At 49.0% G+C, this 19,614-nt stretch carries 16 protein-coding genes and 1 tRNA gene; 4 read left to right on the plus strand and 13 right to left on the minus strand.

All coding sequences use genetic code 11. The annotated features are described in order from the left end of the window. Window positions 1–100 precede the first annotated feature (100 nt). Window positions 101–484 (minus strand): iron chaperone, encoded by a 384-nt coding sequence (locus AC0MA3_RS25505; protein ID WP_474658223.1) that lies wholly within the window; start codon window positions 482–484, stop codon window positions 101–103. A 26-nt stretch (window positions 485–510) separates the two neighbouring features. After that, window positions 511–1,104: a TetR/AcrR family transcriptional regulator gene (locus AC0MA3_RS25510; protein ID WP_474658224.1), complete on the minus strand. Its 594-nt coding sequence runs from the start codon at window positions 1,102–1,104 to the stop codon at window positions 511–513. Between the two features lie 112 nt (window positions 1,105–1,216). Here AC0MA3_RS25510 and AC0MA3_RS25515 point away from each other — a divergent pair, with 112 nt between their 5' ends. After that, window positions 1,217–1,756 (plus strand): hypothetical protein, encoded by a 540-nt coding sequence (locus tag AC0MA3_RS25515; protein WP_474658225.1) that lies wholly within the window; start codon window positions 1,217–1,219, stop codon window positions 1,754–1,756. A 101-nt stretch (window positions 1,757–1,857) separates the two neighbouring features. On the opposite strand, the gene AC0MA3_RS25520 is transcribed toward AC0MA3_RS25515, so the two are convergent. From AC0MA3_RS25520 to AC0MA3_RS25535, 4 genes are all read right to left on the minus strand, one after another. Continuing rightward, window positions 1,858–4,983, minus strand: a complete 3,126-nt coding sequence (locus AC0MA3_RS25520) for a choice-of-anchor I family protein (protein ID WP_474658226.1) — start codon at window positions 4,981–4,983, stop codon at window positions 1,858–1,860. Window positions 4,984–5,194: 211 nt separating this feature from the next. After that, window positions 5,195–5,848 (minus strand): hypothetical protein, encoded by a 654-nt coding sequence (locus tag AC0MA3_RS25525; protein WP_379153983.1) that lies wholly within the window; start codon window positions 5,846–5,848, stop codon window positions 5,195–5,197. A 164-nt stretch (window positions 5,849–6,012) separates the two neighbouring features. Further along, window positions 6,013–7,068, minus strand: coding sequence for an LLM class flavin-dependent oxidoreductase (locus AC0MA3_RS25530; RefSeq protein ID WP_474658227.1), 1,056 nt, complete (start codon window positions 7,066–7,068; stop codon window positions 6,013–6,015). A gap of 241 nt (window positions 7,069–7,309) precedes the next feature. After that, a complete protein-coding gene (locus AC0MA3_RS25535) occupies window positions 7,310–8,377 on the minus strand; it encodes an ABC transporter substrate-binding protein (RefSeq protein ID WP_474658228.1) in 1,068 nt (355 codons plus the stop codon). A 264-nt stretch (window positions 8,378–8,641) separates the two neighbouring features. Between AC0MA3_RS25535 and AC0MA3_RS25540 the strand changes: the two genes are divergently transcribed. Continuing rightward, window positions 8,642–9,682, plus strand: a complete 1,041-nt coding sequence (locus tag AC0MA3_RS25540) for a FecCD family ABC transporter permease (protein ID WP_474658254.1) — start codon at window positions 8,642–8,644, stop codon at window positions 9,680–9,682. Continuing rightward, the gene (locus AC0MA3_RS25545; protein WP_474658229.1) at window positions 9,682–10,449 is read left to right on the plus strand and encodes an ABC transporter ATP-binding protein; all 768 of its coding nucleotides are present in this window, start codon (window positions 9,682–9,684) and stop codon (window positions 10,447–10,449) included. Before AC0MA3_RS25540 ends, AC0MA3_RS25545 begins: the two co-directional genes overlap by 1 nt. Window positions 10,450–10,531: 82 nt before the next feature. Here the strand turns inward: AC0MA3_RS25545 and AC0MA3_RS25550 are convergent, their stop codons facing one another. From AC0MA3_RS25550 to AC0MA3_RS25570, 5 genes are all read right to left on the minus strand, one after another. After that, entirely contained in the window at window positions 10,532–11,434 is a 903-nt protein-coding gene (locus AC0MA3_RS25550; RefSeq protein ID WP_474658230.1) for a PhzF family isomerase, read from the minus strand. Window positions 11,435–11,503: 69 nt separating this feature from the next. Next, window positions 11,504–11,576, minus strand: a tRNA-Lys gene (locus AC0MA3_RS25555). 264 nt (window positions 11,577–11,840) lie between these two features. Continuing rightward, window positions 11,841–12,044, minus strand: a complete 204-nt coding sequence (locus tag AC0MA3_RS25560) for a hypothetical protein (protein WP_474658231.1) — start codon at window positions 12,042–12,044, stop codon at window positions 11,841–11,843. Between the two features lie 18 nt (window positions 12,045–12,062). Next, the gene (gene uvrA / locus AC0MA3_RS25565) at window positions 12,063–14,930 is read right to left on the minus strand and encodes an excinuclease ABC subunit UvrA (RefSeq protein ID WP_474658232.1); all 2,868 of its coding nucleotides are present in this window, start codon (window positions 14,928–14,930) and stop codon (window positions 12,063–12,065) included. A 25-nt stretch (window positions 14,931–14,955) separates the two neighbouring features. After that, window positions 14,956–15,870 (minus strand): nucleotidyltransferase, encoded by a 915-nt coding sequence (locus AC0MA3_RS25570; protein WP_474658233.1) that lies wholly within the window; start codon window positions 15,868–15,870, stop codon window positions 14,956–14,958. A 145-nt stretch (window positions 15,871–16,015) separates the two neighbouring features. Between AC0MA3_RS25570 and AC0MA3_RS25575 the strand changes: the two genes are divergently transcribed. After that, window positions 16,016–16,906, plus strand: a complete 891-nt coding sequence (locus AC0MA3_RS25575; RefSeq protein WP_474658234.1) for an AraC family transcriptional regulator — start codon at window positions 16,016–16,018, stop codon at window positions 16,904–16,906. A 17-nt stretch (window positions 16,907–16,923) separates the two neighbouring features. Here the strand turns inward: AC0MA3_RS25575 and AC0MA3_RS25580 are convergent, their stop codons facing one another. Both AC0MA3_RS25580 and AC0MA3_RS25585 read right to left on the minus strand, forming a co-directional pair. Continuing rightward, entirely contained in the window at window positions 16,924–18,837 is a 1,914-nt protein-coding gene (locus tag AC0MA3_RS25580) for an ABC transporter permease (RefSeq protein WP_474658235.1), read from the minus strand. Further along, window positions 18,824–19,609 carry an ABC transporter ATP-binding protein gene (locus AC0MA3_RS25585; protein WP_474658236.1) on the minus strand — a complete coding sequence of 262 codons (786 nt, stop codon included), beginning with the start codon at window positions 19,607–19,609 and terminating at the stop codon, window positions 18,824–18,826. The genes AC0MA3_RS25580 and AC0MA3_RS25585 overlap by 14 nt, the downstream gene beginning before the upstream one ends. Window positions 19,610–19,614 lie beyond the last annotated feature (5 nt).

The raw sequence follows: 19,614 nt of genomic DNA on the forward strand, positions 1-19,614 counted from the left end.
TTGCTTAAAAATAGTATATCAAGATGGACGTTAATCTCCAATACAAAATCCTTGACAAGTATTAGCTGGTTTTTGTGCCTGCTTTATGACGCGGTCTCCATTATTTTTTTAACTTTCCCGCCGCTTTTCCCTTATTCTCGGCCGCTCTGAATTTCACTATCCGGCTGATCAAATCGAGTGGAAGCGGCTCGTCCAGCGGAAACTGCACAGAACCCTTTGCCCCTTTGTACTGTGCCAGCTCCTCCTGGAAAACCTCAATTCCGCGCGGAGTCGGGTAAAATCCGATATGCTTCTTGAAAGCCGCGAAATGCACCAGATTGCCATGCAAGAAGAAGGTTGGCATCTGGTAGCTTATCTTCTCCACAGCATCCGGGGCAGACTCATGAATAACCTTTCTTACCGCTTCAAGCTTCCCCCGCACTTCAAGTGGGGCCTTGGTAATATAATCGTCTATCGACTCATAGGTGATTTTAACGGGTTCCATTACCTGCTCCTTCCCGCTTCCCGAGTTTATACATTGCATATGGAATCTATATGACTCGTCACAACGCTAAGAATCCGCTGCTTGTCCAGCCGCTCAGGATCCAGCATCGCATGCAGAGCCAGTCCGTCAACCAGCGCATACAGCCGTTCAAGTTCATTGTCCTTATCCAGGTCCTGCCTCAGCAGTCCCTGCTCATGCAAATAATCCACAAACTTTTGGATACCGGAGTATACCCCATCGTCTACTTCAACATAGTGCTCCCCCGCATACTTGCGATGAAAGACAAAAGCAAACCATACCTCCATCTCAGCCAGGGTACTGTCATCTACAGGAATCAACTCCATCAGAGCCCTCGTAATCAGCTGTTTGGGCGGAAGATCAAGAGCAAGCAGGGCATTGATTCTGATATCGACCCGGTCCTTAACAAGATTCATGGCAAAAACAATCAGCTCATGCTGTGTTGAGAAGTAATGGCGCAGAGCGCCCAGAGAAACTCCGGCTTCCTGCGCAATATTCCGTACTGTCGCCCCTTTCATCCCCTGATTCATGATGACGCGCCAGGTTGCTTCTGCGATATGTGATTTTCTCTCCGAATGATCTACAATTTTTGGCATGTCCATATTGTAGCACGAGAAAAAATTAAGCGCAATTTAAATAATACATTTGTATTATTTAAATCCAGCTGATATAATCCAATGTGTTAAAACCATTATTTTACACAAGGGGTGGAATATGAATCTGGTTGCCTGGGCGATTGTCGCCTGCGAGGTTTTGTTCTGGGTTGTCATTCTTGCCGGTTTCTCGGCGCGTTATCTATTCAAGCGAAGAAAGCTGGGGCTGTTTTTCCTCGCCCTAACCCCGGTTCTGGACTTCATTCTGCTAGTTATTGCAGGAATTGATCTGTACAATGGTGTTTCTGCCACCACGGTCCATGCGATTGCAGCCATTTATATTTCCGTATCTATCGTGTTCGGCAAAAGTATGATTCGTTGGGCGGATGAACGCTTCCGCTATTATGTAAGCAAGCAGGGACCTGCTCCAGTCAAACGATATGGTATGGACCATGCCAGGCATTACTTCAAAGGCTGGGTGAAGCATGTGCTCTCTTTTCTGCTTGGGGCAGGGATTCTCTATGGTCTTATCCTCTGGATCGATGACCCCGCCCGTACAGAAGCATTCCTAAGCATCATTTCCATATGGTCTGTTGTCGTGGGCATTGATCTGATTATCACAAGCTCTTATTTCATTTGGCCAAGGAAAGCCAAGAGCTAAACCTCCAACCGCTTCAACAACCCAATCTCCGGACACTTACAAAAAAGAATAGACCCCACTTTAGATTGTTTAGTGTGGTCTGTTCCTCTGTTTCTCATAGGCTATTCAGCAAAGCTGCTCTCCATCATCCGTCTCAATACCGTAGCAACCTCGGCTCTGGTTGCCGTTCCTTTGGGATCAAAGAGATTACCCGCTTTGCCGCTGATGAAGCCATAGTCTTGAATCGTTGCGACAGCTTCCCTGGCCCAGGCTGAGATCTGACCTTCATCCGCAAAAGCAGAAGAAGTACTCAAATTCCCTACTGGCAGCTTCGAAAACTTCACATAATGATTCAGAATGACCGCCAGTTCTTCCCTCGTAACGGCCCGTTCCGGGTCAAAAGTATGGTTGCCTGTCCCCTGAACGATGCCTTTGGATGCAGCCCAGGCCACATAGGGTGAATAATATTTGGCTGACGCAACATCGGTGAAGGCCGCTCCGATAGACAGCTCCGCGCCGGACATTTTGCCCAGGATGGTGGCAAGCATTCCCCGGGTCACGGTCTGATTCGGTGCAAAGGAGTTACCTCCCACACCCGATAACCAGCCTCTCGCCGCACTATAATCAATACTGTCCTTCGCCCAGTGATTCAAGCTATCGCTGAACCCCTCAGCATGATAACCAACGGCAAAGGTCGAGAAGTGACGGGTTCTGAACTCAACCGTTTGTGTAGCCTCCCGATATGTGCTGTCTACAGGTACAGCATTTCCACTGCTGTCTATATACCACACTACGACTGCATTAGTGTTCTCTGCCGCTTGTCGTGCATAAGGGACTTGAATCTTAACCGATTCTTCTCCAAAGCTTGTAATGCCGGTTGTCCCGCTGGTGATGGTGAACGCATACGCGGGTCTGCTGCCTACCAGGTCCCGGGTATTGCTAGTCCAACCCGTCCCGGTAGCCTGTGCAACACTGAACTTAACCGATTGGCTTGAGGCCGCCTTGCTGATGGCTCCAATAACGTTGCTATTAAACGTAATGGAAGCAACCCCGGTGCTTAATTTCAGATCAGCCTGTGTGTCAGATGACAGCTTCGCCAAAAACGCGCTGCTGAGCTCGAGCGTTCCTTTTGAGGCTCCCGGTAAAGCTTCTCCGCGTATTTCCACCACCGCTGGATTCCCTACTTTTCCGCTTGTCTTCGCATTATCCAGCAGTTTCTGGGCAGCTTCATCTGTTAGTATGCCTGTTGCTTCCCCTGTCTCCGTATTCAACTTCATAGCTGCCACAGCTACCGTATCCGTAACGGATGCCCCGGCTTGCGGCGAAGCACTTGGGCTTGGGGGTAATGTAACCGGTATTGAAGCTGGGGCAGGTGTAGGTGCCGGCATTGCCGATACCACTGGTGATGTCGATACCGCCGGACTTGGAGATGCGGTTGCTCCCGGGTTTGGCGTAACCGGCGCTTCTGGTTCTTCCGGTGTGTACTTACCTTCTGGTATCTCTATGATAGAGACCGTTCCCGATACCTCATTGGCAACCAGCAACAGCGGATAACCTGTCGGGCTATATGCTGCCGCTATGAAATTCTGGCCTTCAGGAGAGACATCCCCGGCAACCTGGTAGACTGGTTTGGTTCCGGACACATCTACCGAGTGCTCCAAATCTCTTGTATTCAAGTAGTCGTAAAAGACAGGACTACTAATGTCGGACAGGTCAAACATCATATTGCCGCCGACCCGCTCCAGTCCAATAAATGCATACGGCGTACCGTCCACAATACCAACCTTGACATCCTCGGGCTCAGGGCCTTTTTTGGCGCTTCTTTTCTCAAAAACAAAGTCGTCATTGGACCAGTTAAACCCCTTTGGAAGCACAGTCGCCGTTATTTTCTCGAAGTCCGCTCCACTGTCGTAGACCAGAGACATATCCTCCGCATTCCAGACCGAGAAGGAACGTGCGCCAAAAAGATAAGTTTTCCCGCTTACAAATCCGGTTCCACCCGTTCCCACTTCATAACCGGAAGTATCAAAAGTGGTTACCTTCATGCTTTTGGTGGCATCACCATCCTGGCCTTTACCCAGCGTAACATCCTTCTCATTGGTATAACCTTTCCAGTCCCGGGAATCCCCTTCATTCGCCGTAATCACATAGGTTTTACCTCCAGTGGCATAGGTGGCAATTCCATCAGGATTGTACATGCCGAGAACATTGGCTTCGGCTTTGATATCGATTTTGCCGTCTCTGCGCATATCCAGCTCGTTGCCGGGAACACTGTGGTCCTTAAAACCTAGCCCCTTTATTCTTGTAAAAGCACCCGTCTCCAGATCCAGCGTGGCTAGGGAATTGGCTTCCTGCAAAGAAATAAATGCCTGCTTGCTGTCTGCAGACACGGCTATATATTCCGGCTCAAGATCTACAGAAGGGGCAGTCTGCTTTTTGAGAATCACGTTATCCGCTAAAAGCGCATTCCGCGCTTCGCTGCCGTCGAAGCCGGTGAAATCAATCACCTTGGCTGTTTTTGCCGCCAGATTGATAAGTGTTACAGAGCCTTTCGGGTCAACAGCAGGGGAAGTATAGCCTTCTCTGGGTTCCCCTTCATCAGCGGATAGCAGATAGTGGTGGTCCGGTGTGAAGGTGACCATATCCGGCTGAACACCTGCTGTATAGTGCGTAAGGTAATTCCCATCATAGTCGAGCAGCAAGACTGCGCCGGATTTCTTATAATCCGCTTCCTGGACAGCAATTGCAATCATGCCCAATTCTGTACTGATATCAATACTGGTAATATCTCCGAAGGTGAAACCGTTAATCATTGAACTGACGTCAATCCGTTTCTCCAGCACAAGCTGGGTTTCCTCTCCTGTCTTCAGAGGCTTCAGGCTGACAATATCAATCTGTTTCTCCTTGCCGTTAACCAGATAGAACTTCTGGTTATCGCTGTTGTATTTTACAATCTCCGCAACTCCGCCTTCCAAATCAGAAAAACCAGTAGAGTAGCTGCCGATTTTATTCATCGTCTTGCCATGCTCCCATACATAGGTAGCGGGTGTCACTGTAGCCGGGTCATACACTGCGCCTGTGGCAGTACGAGGGGATACATCTTGGAAAGAATCGGTTGTATAGATCACGGCCCCTTTTTCAATGGTTGCGGCAGATACAGCATGAACAGGATAGGATGCCGGTAGCGTCATCAGCATGACCGAACCCATGAATACGCTTAAAATCCGTTTTGGATGTTTGATTAACATATGTACCTCCCTAGTTTGTAATCTCTTTAACTTTAAGAGACATATGTAAAATCACGGGTAATACATTGTTAATTATCAATATATTTTATGTTAACAAAACCGTTGGCATTGCTTCCTGCAAGAATAAATGGCAACACAAAAACAGACCGCAACCCCTGAAAGGATACGGTCTGTTTCTTCAAATAGGATTCACTGGAATGAACCAGCGGGATTAATCCAACCCATGCTCTTTCCGGATGCTGTACAATCCCTGCAGCAGCAGTTCCGACGGATCGCGGTTCAACTGAAGATGGATTAAGAGCATATGCAGCGGAATGGCACAGACATTATTGCCTTCGGTTACCGCAGGGAATCCGGCTTCAAACACCGGACCGTGGGTCTCATTCCAGGCCAGTCCTGCGTGAACCTGCTCGGGAGCAAATTCTTCACGTACGGCTGCAATACAATGCGGCACAAGTAGGTTATCGATCATGGCCTTGGCCTCTTCTTCACTGGTTGGCGGCGGTATGAGGGCTTTGCCTCCCTTGACCTTCATCAAGTCGATGAAGAACGAAGCCATCCAAATATTCGGACTGTTGTTCGTCTGGAATCTGTTAATCAGCTCGCGCAGGAAAAACCCGCAAGAATAGACATCCTTCGCCTCGTCCATAACATGAAACACAAATATCGGGCCGTAAGCATCCAGATTCATTACCTGGCCCTGAACCTCATTGAAATGCATCTTCAGCGCAACAATGCCATTATGGTGAACAGCCTTTACAAGCTCAGCCATTTGTTCGTCAGTCATCGTTTGCTCTGTGCCGGTTGATTCTTCGCCTGTTTCTTCGTTGCTCATTGCTTCGTCAGTCGTTGACTTATTGTTCATTTCATATTCACCCCACTTCCTATCATACCATCCCAAGGCTGTAAGCGTCATCTTGTTATGGACAAGACATGTAATAGACAATATTGTAAATAAAAATGTAAATTTGTGCTTTACCACACTCATGCATCCAGTGTATTTTCAGACATCATTATAATTACTGTGTCTTACTGGTTGTCTGCTTCCCAGCGCGCCACTTCCTCACGCACCCGGGGAGCCACTTCCGTGCCAAACAACCTGATCGCTTCCATCACCTCGGCATGAGGCATCGAACCATGTGGTACATGCAGCAGAAACCTTGTAATCCCTACATGCTTCCGTAAATGAATGATTTTATCTGCTACAGTCACGGGGTCTCCCACATATAAAGCTCCTTCGAAGCTGCATGCCGCGTCATAATCTGAACGGTGATATGGCGGGAGGCCTTTCTCCACCGCTCTGACATTCGTACGGGCATGGGTAGATGGATAGAACTGTTCCATGGCTTTTTGCGTATTCTCGGCGATAAATCCATGCGCATGGGCCGCAACTGGCAGCCGCAGACTACCATGCCCTGCCCGGACTGCGGCTTCTTTATAAGCCTGGACTTGCGAAGCAAACTGTAAGGGACGGACAGGTCCGATCATCGCCAGCGCGAAAGGCAGCCCGAGTGCACCTGCACGAACCGCAGATTCGGGACTTCCTGCGCTGGCGATCCATACGGGCAAAGGCTGCTGCACCGGACGCGGATAAATCTCCAGATTATGTATGGCGGCTCTATGCTTACCTTCCCAGTTCACGCTCCCGGACTTCTGGAGCTTCATCAGTAAATCGAGCTTCTCCTCGAATAAGGTTTCATAGTCTTTCAGATCACAGCCGAATAAAGGAAAGGACTCTGTAAAAGAACCACGGCCGACCATAATCTCTGCGCGTCCGTTCGATAGACCGTCCAGCGTGGCGAAATCCTGAAAGACACGCACCGGGTCGGCCGACGACAGGATCATCACAGCACTGGTCAACCGGATCCTGGACGTGAGGGATGCCGCTGCGGCCATCACAACTGCAGGTGATGATGCGGCAAAATCCGGACGGTGATGCTCACCCACCCCGTATACATCCAATCCCACTTGATCCGCAAGTACAATCTCATCTACCACTTCACGCAGCCGCTCCGCGTGGCTCATGGTTTCCCCTGTGATCACATCAGGCGTTGTTTCGGCAAAAGTGCTGATTCCAAGTTCCACTTTTTTGTTCCCCCAAGCTATTCTCGAATTATAATCACTATATTGTATATCTTCATGTTTGAATATTCAAAATTTAAATTTCGCCAGACTCCTCCAGTTCCAAACTTCCCCTCCGTCACTCCCTCTTTATATTGGTTTGCACCTTCAGCTTAAGTAGACATACAGGCAACAAAAAAAGCAGAGTGGGCTATGTCGTGAGGACTGCCCACTCTGCTTCTATTATACTTCTGATCAGGTAGCCTTAAGGCTTGGCGACCAACTCGGTTGCCAATTTCTCAGCCCCGTCAAATATGGAGTAGCTGTAGCCCCAGAACTGGTTAAAATCGATCTTATAAATCGCCTTGTTCTTGATGGCTTTCAGACTTTGCAGTGACGGATCAGCGTAAAATGCCTTTAACGTCTGTTCCGGATCTACGCCTCCCGTATACACGGAGAGCAGAAGCACATCCGGGTTAGTGGCGATCAGCTGCTCTTTACTAATATCCCCGGTAACGGTACCGAAGCTGTTTTTGAGTCCCAGGAGACCTAAGACATCCCCTGCAAAAGTATCCACATTCCCGCTGTAAATGCCGATTGCCCCGTTTCCTGCGTCGTTCACATAAGCAAAGGTCTTCTCACCACTCGCTGCAGTATTATCCTTAAGTGTCTGTGCACGCTCCTTCAATTCATTGATATAGGCGGCTGCATTCTCCTGCACATCGAAGATTTGACCGATCTGTTCAATATCCTTGTACAAGCTGTCAAGTGTAGCACCCTTAACACTGGTGTTCTGCACGAACGTCTTAATACCTAGTTCGTTCAAACCCTCTACAGTCCCAACGCCCCAATCCGCATCCGCATAGAGGTCACTGCGCCCCAGTACGAGATCAGGACTTGCTCCAACGACGAGCTCTTTACTGGCATATTCCTTGGAGATCACTGGAATCTTCTTGAATTCCTCTTGTACCGCAGGATCACCCGCACCATAAAGGGCAGCCACACCGACCATTTTGTCGGTCAAGCCCAGCTTGATCAGCAGTTCAGCGGCTCCCTGGGTATTGGCTACCACTTTTTCAGGTGCCTTGTCAAAAGTCTGTGATTTGGCCTTCCATTCCGTTCCTTCACCATTATTGGTGTAGTTCTCAATGGTGATCGGGTAGACCGTCTTAGTGCTTGGAGCAGCTTCCTCTGTGCTTGTTGGACTGCTTGCGGGTGCAGCCGATTCCGAAGCTCCATTCGCATTCTTGGTGCCCGATGAACACGCAGCTACCATTACCGCCATTACCAATACCGCCAATAGCGGCACATATCTTTTGAATACATTCTTCATTTCCCTAGTCCCCTTTTCTGTATGTACATTTGTATATCCTGCAGGTTTATTTACCGAGCTGATATCTGGCAGGTAGTACAAACGTAGAATATAGAATATGAGAACCATTGTCAATGATAATAATTCTCATTGACAATGGTTCTCAATATGGCTTATATTTTAAATTAAATATATTCAATAAGGAGCCCTATGAATGCCATGCACACTGAAGTAGCTGCGCAGTTCGAACCCAAAAAATCCATTATCCACACCCGCTATGGCTTTATGACCGTTATTGGCATCCTGGTTATAATTACATTATTGTCAGCAGGCGCGGCCGTCTCCTTTGGACAGGTAGACATTCCTGTGTCCCAATCCTACCGGATTCTGCTCCAGCACCTTACAGGTATTCAAATCGGAGATGTACAGGAGCTGACCTCTGGTTCCTTTGTAGATATCATCTGGAAGATCCGCTTCCCCCGCGTCCTGATGGCTATGTTCATCGGAGCCGGACTCACGTTATGCGGTACCATCATGCAGGCGGCTGTTCAGAATCCGCTTGCTGATCCATATATTCTTGGTATTTCTTCCGGCGCTTCTCTCGGCGCAACCTTCGCCATCCTGATCGGCTTTGGTTCCATGGGATTGTTGGGTCAGACCGGGGTTGCCTTCTGGGCCTTCGCCGGTGCGGTCGGCGCTTCCCTTCTGGTCTTGATTCTGGCAAGCGCAGGCGGCAAAATGACCTCCGTCAAGCTCGTCCTGGCCGGCATGGTCATTAATGCGTTATGTACCGCCTTCGCCAATTTCATTGTTTATTTCGCCAATAATGCAGAAGGCATTAAGACCGTTACGTTCTGGACGATGGGCAGTCTGGCTGCGGCAAGCTGGGACAAACTCCCGCTCATCTCGATATCCGTCCTTCTTGCTGTTTTCTTCTTCCTCATGCAATTCCGCGTCCTGAACGCGATGATGCTGGGCGATGAGGCTGCGGTCACCCTGGGCATTCATCTGGGTGCATACCGCAAAGCCTATATGATGATTACTGCGCTGATTACAGGCGTGATGGTAGCAAGCTGCGGCATGATCGGATTCGTGGGACTCATCATCCCCCATTTGGTCAGAGGACTGGTTGGCTCAGATCACCGGAGACTGCTGCCTGCGTCCGTTCTGTTCGGAGCAATCTTCCTGATCTGGACAGATGTGATTGCCCGGACGATTGTACCCAATGTTGAACTCCCCATAGGGATCATCACCGCCTTAATCGGTGCACCGATGTTCATGTACATGCTGATCAAAAAAGGCTACGCGTTTGGAGGGAAAAGTTAATGAACTTGAGCGTTGATCACCTAAGCGTCTCTTTTGCCGATGCGAATATCGTAAAAGATGTATCCCTGAAGGTCAGAAACAAGCAATTTGTCGGGCTCATTGGTCCGAACGGCTGCGGCAAATCCACACTCCTCAAGAGTATTTATAAAGTGATCAAGCCGCGCCAGGGTGATGTATTCCTCTCTGATATGAATGTCATGAAATCAAGCCCCCGAATTGTGGCGCAAAAGCTGGGTGTCGTTGGCCAGTTCAACGAGCTCAGCTTTGACTTCACCGTGCGTGAAATGGTGGCAATGGGCAGAACCCCGCATAAAGGAATGCTGGAAACCGATAACCAAGAGGATTTCAACATTGTCTCAGGCGCTCTGCGCAAGGTCAATCTGGAAGGCCATGCAGGCCGCAGCTATAATTCACTATCCGGTGGCGAGAAACAGCGTGTCATCCTCGCCCGTGTTCTGGCCCAGCAGCCGGAATTCATGATTCTGGATGAGCCGACCAACCATCTCGATATTAAATACCAGCTGCAAATTCTGAATATCGTTAAAAAGCTCGACATCGGCATTCTCGCGGCGCTTCATGACCTCACCCTTGCAGCGGAATACTGCGATTATCTGTATGTCATGAAGAAGGGCCAAGTGGCCGCCTGCGGGAAGCCAGAGGATATATTGACGAAGGAATTAATCGGCCAGGTCTTTGATGTGGCCTGCGAAACTTACCGCAACCCTGTAACCGGGGCGCTTGGCATTGCTTATCTGGAGACACGGTAGTTGAAACAACCTTCTCAGCCCTTCAGCTTCCCAATCAGGAGCGGGAAGGGCTTATTCGTGTTTTGGGACAACCCTATCAGCATTAGAGCTGAATCTCCGTCTTAAATACAATAAGCGCTCTTCCCCCCAACTTTACCAGTGAAGGTTCTCCGTGCTCCATTTCTACAGTTACACTAACGATGCCGCTCCGACCGGTCGCTGACCCCTGTTCCCCCCGGAAAGAAAAGGAGGCACCATTGTGCTCAACCAATCCATGTTTGACCAGATATGCCCCAAGCGGACCATGGGCGTTACCTGTTACCGGATCCTCGTCGACCCCAACAGCGGGAGCAAACATTCTCCCATGCGTCAATATACCGTCCATTTCTGAATCCAGAGTGAACACAAAATATCCGTTGGAGCCCATCCTGCTGCTCAGTTCAGTAAGTGCACGCATATCCGGCTGCAAATGGTCCAAGGTCTTTCTGCTTTTGATTGCAACCATCACTTTGGAATGTCCCGTGGATACGATCTGCACCGGACACCTTGGGTCCATATCCTCTTCCCGCAAACCTAAGGCTTTCATTAACTGTTCACGGTCACCGTTTGTAAAAGGCCCCGAGAACTCAATGCTGCCTTGCGTCATAATGACAGAATAATCATTGTCTTCCTTGATAATCTCAACCGGTAACACTCCGATAGCAATCTTGTGTATGACCATGCCAGACTCCAGTTTCTTCTCCTTAGCCCGGACGTAATGAGCTGCAACGGTCGCATGTCCGCATACCGGAACTTCGATTCGGGGTGTAAAATAACGGATCCGCACCTCATGATCCGGCCCATCCGGCGCCATTACAAAAGCGGTTTCTGAATTGTTCAGCTCCCGGGCGATTTTTAGCATCTCCTGCTCCGAAAGTCCATCCGCGTCCAATACTACTCCCGCCGGATTACCTTTGAAAAGTTCAGTGGTAAACGAGTCTACTTGATATAGGTTGTAAGTTCTCAACTTTATCAGCCCCATTTCTGAAATATGGTAACAAAAAAAGAAACGGCATTTCTGCCGTTTCTCCAGTGATGGACTCTCAGGGGCTCGAACCCTGGACAAATAGATTAAGAGTCTACTGCTCTACCAACTGAGCTAAGAGTCCTCATTATTGGTCGAATCATATCGCCTTCAGGTAACCCGGGGAAGACTTGAATAATTCTCTCGTATAAAAGATTATATCACTTTATAAAAAACAATACAAGGTTTATTTATTCGATTTTTCCGAAAAGAATCATTCAAGGTTTCGTAGTCCTCACTTTTATAGTCGAAATAACATCAAGATTGTCTGTTGCTGGCTCTGTAATTGGATCTGTGGCTGTAATAATAGCCGTATGTGGTTTGAAATCTAAACTTATCAAAAAGTTATTTATATCTTATCATCAATTCCTGTTATCGTTTCGGAAGAAGTGGTTTCGTTCCCATTATCATTTGAAGATACGTCATTCTCCTTATTCGATATTTCAGAATGTGTGGTTATAGGTTTGGCTCCGCCAGCATTTGTTGAACAAGCAGTGACGATTAGTAGAAGCATCAGTATAAACAGATAAATGATCACTTTACCTTTCTTCATGATTTACTCCTTTTAGGCTCACAGAACCGAACGCAAAAACCTGCCCGTATGAGAAGCTTCGACTTCAGCCACCTGCTCCGGTGTGCCTTCAGCAACAACATACCCTCCGTCATGTCCGCCTTCAGGGCCCATATCAATGATATAATCTGCAGACTTCATAACGTCCAGATGATGTTCAACAACGATAACGGTATGCCCATTATCCACCAGCTTGCCCAGAGACAGCAGCAGCTTTTGAATATCCGACAGATGCAGCCCTGTGGTAGGCTCGTCAAGGATATACAGATTACGGGCGCCCCGCTTGATTTTGGACAGCTCATACACCAGCTTGACACGCTGCGCTTCTCCGCCGGACAAGGTCGTCGAGCTTTGACCTAGCCGCATATAGCCAAGTCCGAGCTCATCCATAATCTCCAGCTTATGCTTCAGGTATTTGTGACCGCTGAAGAATTCACGGGCTTCCTCCACCGTCATCTCCAGGACATCGGCGATGCTTTTACCATGGACCTTAATCTCAAGCCCCTCTTCCGAGAACCGCTGCCCCTTGCACACCGGACAGATGGTCTCAATATCAGCCATGAACTGCAGATTGGTAACGATCACACCGTCTCCGGCGCATTGCTCACAACGGGTTCCGCCTGCATGGGTCAGACTGAAGTCAATTGGCTGGTATCCCCTGTCCACCGCCTCCGGCTGCATAGCAAAGAGATCCCGGATTTTATCATAGATGCCGATATAGGTTGCCGGGTTCGATTTGCTGTTTCTTCCGATAGGGGTCTGGTCAATGTTAATGACATTGTTCAGCAGATCCGCACCGAACAGAAAATCATGCTCACCCGCCACAATCCGCGCTGCAGTCTTGTCGATCTTCAGTTGCTTGAACAGAATCTCGTTAATCAGCGAGCTTTTCCCTGAACCGGATACCCCGGTAACGCAGATGAACACACCCAGTGGAATATCCAGATCCACATTCTTCAGGTTGTTCTCCCGGGCACCTTGAATGCTGAGGAAATCATCTCCCAGGCTTCTACGCTTCCCGGGGACGGGAATGCAGGCTTTTCCCGATAGATATCGGCCTGTCACGGACTGGGGCTCATTCATAATATCTTCGATGGTCCCGCAAGCCACGACCTGGCCGCCATGAATTCCCGGACCGGGGCCGATCTCGATAATATGATCCGCACTTTGTATGGTATCCATATCATGCTCAACCACAATTACGGTGTTGCCGATATCCCGCAGCTTCTTCATAGTGTCAATGACGCGGCTGGAATCGCGGGGGTGCAGGCCTATGCTTGGCTCGTCCATAACGTATAGCATCCCCATCAGCTCACTGCTGATCTGGGTCGACATTTTGATCCGCTGCATCTCGCCGCCCGAAATACTGTCGCTTCTCCGGCTAAGGCTGATATAGTGCAGTCCGATATCAATGAGCAGGGACACCCTGGTGCGGATCTCATGAATAATCGAAGTGGCCACATCCTGAATCTCTGCTCCAAACGTTAACCCTTCCAGCGAATGGAGCAGCTCCGGCAGCTGTTTGCGGCTTAACTGGTCGATATTTTCTTCTCCAAGGGTAACCTGGAGGCGCTGTTTTTTGAGCCTTGCTCCATGGCATTCCGGGCAAATCTTCTCGATCATACAATCCTTAATGAACGTCGGTTCAAAGACTTCCGAGGTAGAACTTTTCCGGATGTAATGCTTGTACCAGCTCTCCATTTCATGGACGAACCCCCAGAAAGGCCGGTCCCTCCCGATCATCCAGTTCTTCTTCGTAGAATTAGGGGGCTGGAGCATAGGGAGCACCTCGCCTTTGGTTCCGTAGAAGAGAAGATCATGAATTTCCTTCGGTAGATCGCAGAAAAGGGTGTCGAGACTGAATTGATATTTCTGGGACAAGCTGTACATCAGCACAGAACGGTAACTGTCCTTGCCTGCAGGGCTGAAAACCGTACTTTTCAGAGCTCCCTTGTTGATGCTTTTCTCTGGTGCCACTACCAGAAAACGGGGCTCTACCACGTAGGACATCCCTACCCCAAGGCAGGTATGACAGGCGCTTACGGGTGTGTTGAAGGAGAAATGGAAGGGCTGCATGTCGCACAGGAAGAAATGATGCTCCAGACAACCGAAATCCTGATAGAAGGACGGGTCTACCCCTCCCGGAACCACCACTTTGATCATAATATCCTCTTCGAGGGCCAACATCGCTGCTTCGATGGATTTGGTCAGTTGAATATAGGTGTCTTTCTTCAGCTTAAAGCGGTCAATGACCATTTCTATATGGTATTCCTGTGCTTCGTCCAGTTCTCTTTTTTCCGCCAGTGAAAATGGCTCGCCATCCACCAGCAGGTTCTTATAACCCTTATCCCGGAGCTGCTGAAAAGTAAAGCTGTATTCCTCTCCGTATACTTTATAGACGGGAGCCCGTAGCTCAACTACTGTTCCGATGGGCAGGGAGGAAATACGTTCAGCGATCTGGGCAGCAGACAGCTGTTTCAGGGAATGTCCGCATTCCGGACATTTGCCAACACCTGCCGTGGAATACAGCAGACGCAGATAGTCGTTAATGTCCGTAACGGTGCCTACGGTTGAACGCGGATTGGTATTGCTTTTCTTCTGTTCAATTGCGATGACCGGGGACAGGCCGCGTACATAGTCGACTTTTGCTTTTTTGAGCTGGCTGATCCGGCTCTTGGCGAACGTGGAGATGGAATCGAGAAACCGACGTTGGCCCTCCCCGTAAAGGACGTCAAAAGCAAGCGAGGACTTCCCCGAACCGGACACGCCGGTGATCACTGTTAACTGGTCCCGCGGGATTTCAACGGAGATGTTCTTCAGGTTGTTCTGTTTGGCCCCGGATATCTCGATAGTTGTTCGAATGGGCATGATGAAGCTCCTTTCGCACTTGTATTTATGGAATGTATAAATAGCCTGCTTCCTCAACAGCCAGCTTGCTTTTGGGCGTGATCCGAATCGTCTGAGTAACCTTCTCGATGATGCCTTGCTGAACCAAATAGTCCATGACACCAAGCAGCTGGTCACTCTGCACATGAAAATGCTTATTGATCAGCGTAACCGTTTTGATCTGCTGATCCCTCATGAACTCAAGCACCGGCTTTGAAAAGACAGGGAGATGCCGCTCCAGTATTCGGTCCAGGCAGTCTAATCCCCTCTCTATTTCCTCCACATTCATATGGTGGGACATCGCCTCCTGATAAAAAGGAACAAGAACCTCCGGATTCAGGATCTGTGCTCGCTGAATAGCCTCTCTGGATATGGCTTCACCGTGAATGCAGAGCTCCATATGGGCAACCGACTCTGCAGCTTTTAACAAGTAATACTGGGCATACAGCAGATCCTTTCGGACGGTCAGCCACTTCCGGGTCTTGTCGGACAAAAATACTAGCTGACCTGCAATATGAAGTGCCGAAATCGCTATATCATCACTGCCTATGGTCTTGAGATCTTCGAAGTATTCAACCAGGCTGTCATCCGTGGAATAGACCATCTTCCCCTTGGAGTAGTAGGATTGGGCAAAGGACCCGCCCAGCGCCCGGTCCATCCCCCGCTTGAAGTCGCTTCGGCCCACAAGATACACATTGATTAAGATACCGTCCTCGTCAATACAATAGGTTGTTGTGGTAAGGGGCTGGTCACGGACGACCATGGTCATGTCAATATCGCTTTTTTCCCAAATCACATCATAAGCCAGACTCCCGCTGAGAATAACGGCAATCACATTCGGATCACCGCTGACCTTGCCGATAAAGCTGTCCCGAGCGGCAATGTAGCGTTCTCTAAGCTCTGCCTGCGCTGCACTATCCATCCTTCCAGCCCTCCTCCTTTTTCTTATAAAATTTCCCTTTTCGTATTTTCCGTTTATGGTAGAATCATACTACACTGCGATGTATAGAAACGGACAAAAATTGCTGGGTTATCCCGCAAAAAGTTCAGCTTGCAAAGGAGCAATTATGGAACTCCATCTCCTCGAAACGATCAACCAAACCACTGATTATATCGAACATCATCTGCTCGATGAGCTAAGTCTGGACCGTATCTCCGAACAGGTGAATATCTCCAAATTTCATTTACTCCGCATCTGGAAAGGGGCAACCGCAACCGGCCTGATGGAATATGTACGTAGAAGGCGGATCGCCTTGTCCCTGGGAGATCTGATTCATGAACGGAACAGCATTGAGTTCATCTCCTCCAAATACTCCTTCGGCTGCGAACGCACCTATTCCAGAGTCTTCAAAGAGGAATTCAACATCAGTCCCGCCAAATGGCGGCGAAACCCCTCTCCACTGCAGATCATGGACAGGTTCAATGCCGATTTTCTGCATCGTGCCGGAGAAGGTCTTGTCTATTTCCATTCCACAAGCGTATTGCCGCCCTTTTCCATTGCAGGACCCGAATATCAGGTGGATGTAAATGACAATATGGCTAATCAAACGTCCAACCGGCTGGGTGTCGCTTTCTTTTATAAGGACCGTCCAAGAATTATCAATCCGGTCAACAAAAATATTTATATCGGGTATACCACCGTTCCGGAGCCGTTTCAGGGCTATACCTGGTACCAACCCTCAGTCGAAGTGAATCAGACCAGCATCATTCCACCGGATATGACTGTCAAGCATGTTGCCCCCCACAAGTACGGAGTGTTCACCTATATGGGACCTCATCGGCCGGAAGACATCAACTCGAAGTCCTTAAGCAGCATCTGGAAGCATATCTTCGAGACGTGGATGCCCACCATACAATTCGATCTGGATGAGAAATTCAGCTTCGAGCTCATCAATTACGCCAGATGCAATAAGCAGTACTGTGAATGTAATCTGTATTATCCGATTTCGAAGATATGAAGAAGGCCGCGGAGCTGCTAGAGCACAGCCTTCACAATGCGGTGATAATAACCAATAGTAAGAACAGCAAACATGAAGTAGATCACCGTATAGGCTATCATGGCAACTGCAGCCGGGAAGGTAAGATCGGACAGACTTAGCGCAGAAGCCGCTCTCACAGCAAAGATGGAATGCAGCAATCCAACCACCAGCGGCAATGCGAATACAAATATCTGCTTCCGTACTATGCCGCCCATAATCTCGCGTTCCCCGAACCCAAGCTGCCTTAGAATCGTATAACTCTTTCGCTCCTGCTCTGCTTCTGTCATCTGTTTGAAATACAGGATACTGCCAGTAAAAACTAGAAAAATCAGCCCAAGAAAAGCGGCGATGAAAATAATCAACCCGAATTTGCGGAGTGATTCCTTATAATAGGCATCGAAATCCGGACTGAACTCTTCTTCGCTGATATAGCTCGCATAGATCGCAGATGCCGCAGCACGCTGCTTCTTATCTGCAATCTGGTAAGTATCGAAGCGGAGCGATTCATATTCTCTTGAAGCCTGCATGTGCCTGCGAATCATCTTGATCGTCTCCAGGGCTACTACCAGCTGATGGCCACGTACGCTGAAGTTCATGGCATAGCTGTCTTCTGCCCGGATCAGGTTAATCCTCTGATGACCAGTGAGTCCACCCAATTCCAACATCCGGGGCGGAAAACCCATGTCCCGCTCCTCGCTGAACGCCCTCCTCAATCCATCGTAAAAGATGCCCTCACCCTGGCGGGGTACGGGAATATTAGCACCACTTGCCTGGAGCTGCTCAGCTGTAAGCAGCAGTATATCCATTCCATCCCCTTCCCCTTTGACGGATCTGCCTGTGAGCCGGATCGCCTCAACGGGCTGGTAAGCATAAGAGTATCCTGCTTTTTCAAGTTCTTCTTGAAAGGACTTGGCATCCAGTTCCTTATTTTCAAATATAAAATCGTAGGGGAGCAAGGCTCGTGACTCGCGCTCAGCCGAATAGTACAGTGAATAAGAGATGGCCACCATTGTAAGTGTCATTGCGGATAATACAGTAATCAGAGTCAGTGAGCTTGCATTGCCTTTCATCCGATGCATCATAGGGGCTAGCGACAAGCTGTTTTTCAGTCCGAGCTGGCCGTTTTTACCCTTACGGAACTGGTGGAATAACCAGCCGATTGTCACGCGAAACAACAGGTACGTCCCGAGTAGGGTCGTGCCGAGAATAACGAGCATTTGCAGAAACAGATGTGGTCCCAAGGTTTGACTGGAGAGCAGGTAACCCAGCACGATCAGTATAATTCCGAGTAGTCCCATCAGGGCGGACAGGAACGTCTTTGGCCGTTTGGGCTGATCACCCTGCCGGTCTGCATTGAATAGATCCAGCAACGTTGTACGGTAGACTTTGAACAGGGTTTGAATTAAGGTCAAGCTGATGAGTATAGCAAATACAATGATCGTCTGTAGGGCAGCTTTGCTGGAGAACGATAGTGCGACCTCACTTTGAATACCGGTCAATTTCAACAAAATGAGCACAAAAAGTCTTGAAAAGAGCGCACCACCAGCGATCCCGATGCCAAGCGCCCCTGCCCCAAGCAGAGTATGCTCCATAATGAGCAACCGCCCGACTGCGTGCTGCGTCAGCCCTACCAGCTGATACAGACCTATTTCCCTGCTTCTTCTTTTTAGAAAAAGGCTATTGGCGTAGACCATAAATATGACCACGATCGCAACCACCAGTACTCCGGCCGCATTGAATACGGTAGAAAACTGAATATCTGTAGAGGACGCCGCCATGACTATTGAGTCATTTTGTAATGAAGCAAACACAAAGTATAGGCCTGTACTGAAAATAAGTGCAAAGTAATACAGGTAATAATATTTAATATTTTTGCGCATACCGCGGATCAGGAGCTCAAACAGTGTCAATATGATCCCCCCCGAGCACAGCCTGAACATTCAATATCTCTTTGAAGAACGCTTGCCGCGTCTTGCTGCCGCGATACAATTCGGAATACAGGACGCCATCCTTCAAAAACACCACCCGGCTACAATAGCTGGAGGCTACAGGATCATGAGTCACCATCATGACTGTAGTGCTCTGCTGCCGGTTAATTGTCTCGATCATCCCCAACAGAGTTGAGGCTGCTTTGGAATCGAGTGCGCCTGTCGGCTCATCCGCAAATACAATGGACGGCCGGTGGATCAGTGCCCGCGCCGCTGACGTACGCTGACGCTGACCGCCGGATATTTCATGCGGATATTTGTGGGCAATCTCACTGATGCCAAGCCGAGCGGCAATTTCCTGATAATCTGCCTCCACTGCTGTCTTCTTCATCCTTCCGAGTGACACCGGCAGCAGGATGTTCTCTTTCACAGTCAAAGTGTCCAGCAAATTGTAATCCTGAAAGATAAACCCGATCTTCTTGCGGCGGAAAGCAGATAATTCGGCACGGTTCATTCTTGAAATCTCCGTTTCTTCGACGAATATTCTCCCTTCCGTAGCTGTATCAATCGTAGCCAGGACATTGATCAACGTCGTTTTACCCGATCCTGACGGCCCCATAATCCCGACAAATTCCCCCTCCACCACACGAAGATCTATGCCTTTCAGTACCTGCTGAACATTGCCTCTGGCTCCAAAAGATTTACGGACTTGCTGTGCCTGCAATATGGTTTTCAGCATATGATTTTGACTCATCCTGA

The organism is Paenibacillus sp. LS-5 (genome assembly GCF_056121505.1).

Bases quoted from the DNA above. Each gene is read 5' to 3' on its own strand.
- AC0MA3_RS25505 (WP_474658223.1), bottom strand. From the start codon at position 484: ATGGAACCCGTTAAAATCACCTATGAGTCGATAGACGATTATATTACC.
- AC0MA3_RS25510 (WP_474658224.1), bottom strand. From the start codon at position 1,104: ATGGACATGCCAAAAATTGTAGATCATTCGGAGAGAAAATCACATATC.
- AC0MA3_RS25515 (WP_474658225.1), top strand. From the start codon at position 1,217: ATGAATCTGGTTGCCTGGGCGATTGTCGCCTGCGAGGTTTTGTTCTGG.
- AC0MA3_RS25520 (WP_474658226.1), bottom strand. From the start codon at position 4,983: ATGTTAATCAAACATCCAAAACGGATTTTAAGCGTATTCATGGGTTCG.
- AC0MA3_RS25525 (WP_379153983.1), bottom strand. From the start codon at position 5,848: ATGAACAATAAGTCAACGACTGACGAAGCAATGAGCAACGAAGAAACA.
- AC0MA3_RS25535 (WP_474658228.1), bottom strand. From the start codon at position 8,377: ATGAAGAATGTATTCAAAAGATATGTGCCGCTATTGGCGGTATTGGTA.
- AC0MA3_RS25540 (WP_474658254.1), top strand. From the start codon at position 8,642: ATGACCGTTATTGGCATCCTGGTTATAATTACATTATTGTCAGCAGGC.
- AC0MA3_RS25545 (WP_474658229.1), top strand. From the start codon at position 9,682: ATGAACTTGAGCGTTGATCACCTAAGCGTCTCTTTTGCCGATGCGAAT.
- AC0MA3_RS25560 (WP_474658231.1), bottom strand. From the start codon at position 12,044: ATGAAGAAAGGTAAAGTGATCATTTATCTGTTTATACTGATGCTTCTA.
- uvrA (WP_474658232.1), bottom strand. From the start codon at position 14,930: ATGCCCATTCGAACAACTATCGAGATATCCGGGGCCAAACAGAACAAC.
- AC0MA3_RS25570 (WP_474658233.1), bottom strand. From the start codon at position 15,870: ATGGATAGTGCAGCGCAGGCAGAGCTTAGAGAACGCTACATTGCCGCT.
- AC0MA3_RS25575 (WP_474658234.1), top strand. From the start codon at position 16,016: ATGGAACTCCATCTCCTCGAAACGATCAACCAAACCACTGATTATATC.
- AC0MA3_RS25585 (WP_474658236.1), bottom strand. From the start codon at position 19,609: ATGAGTCAAAATCATATGCTGAAAACCATATTGCAGGCACAGCAAGTC.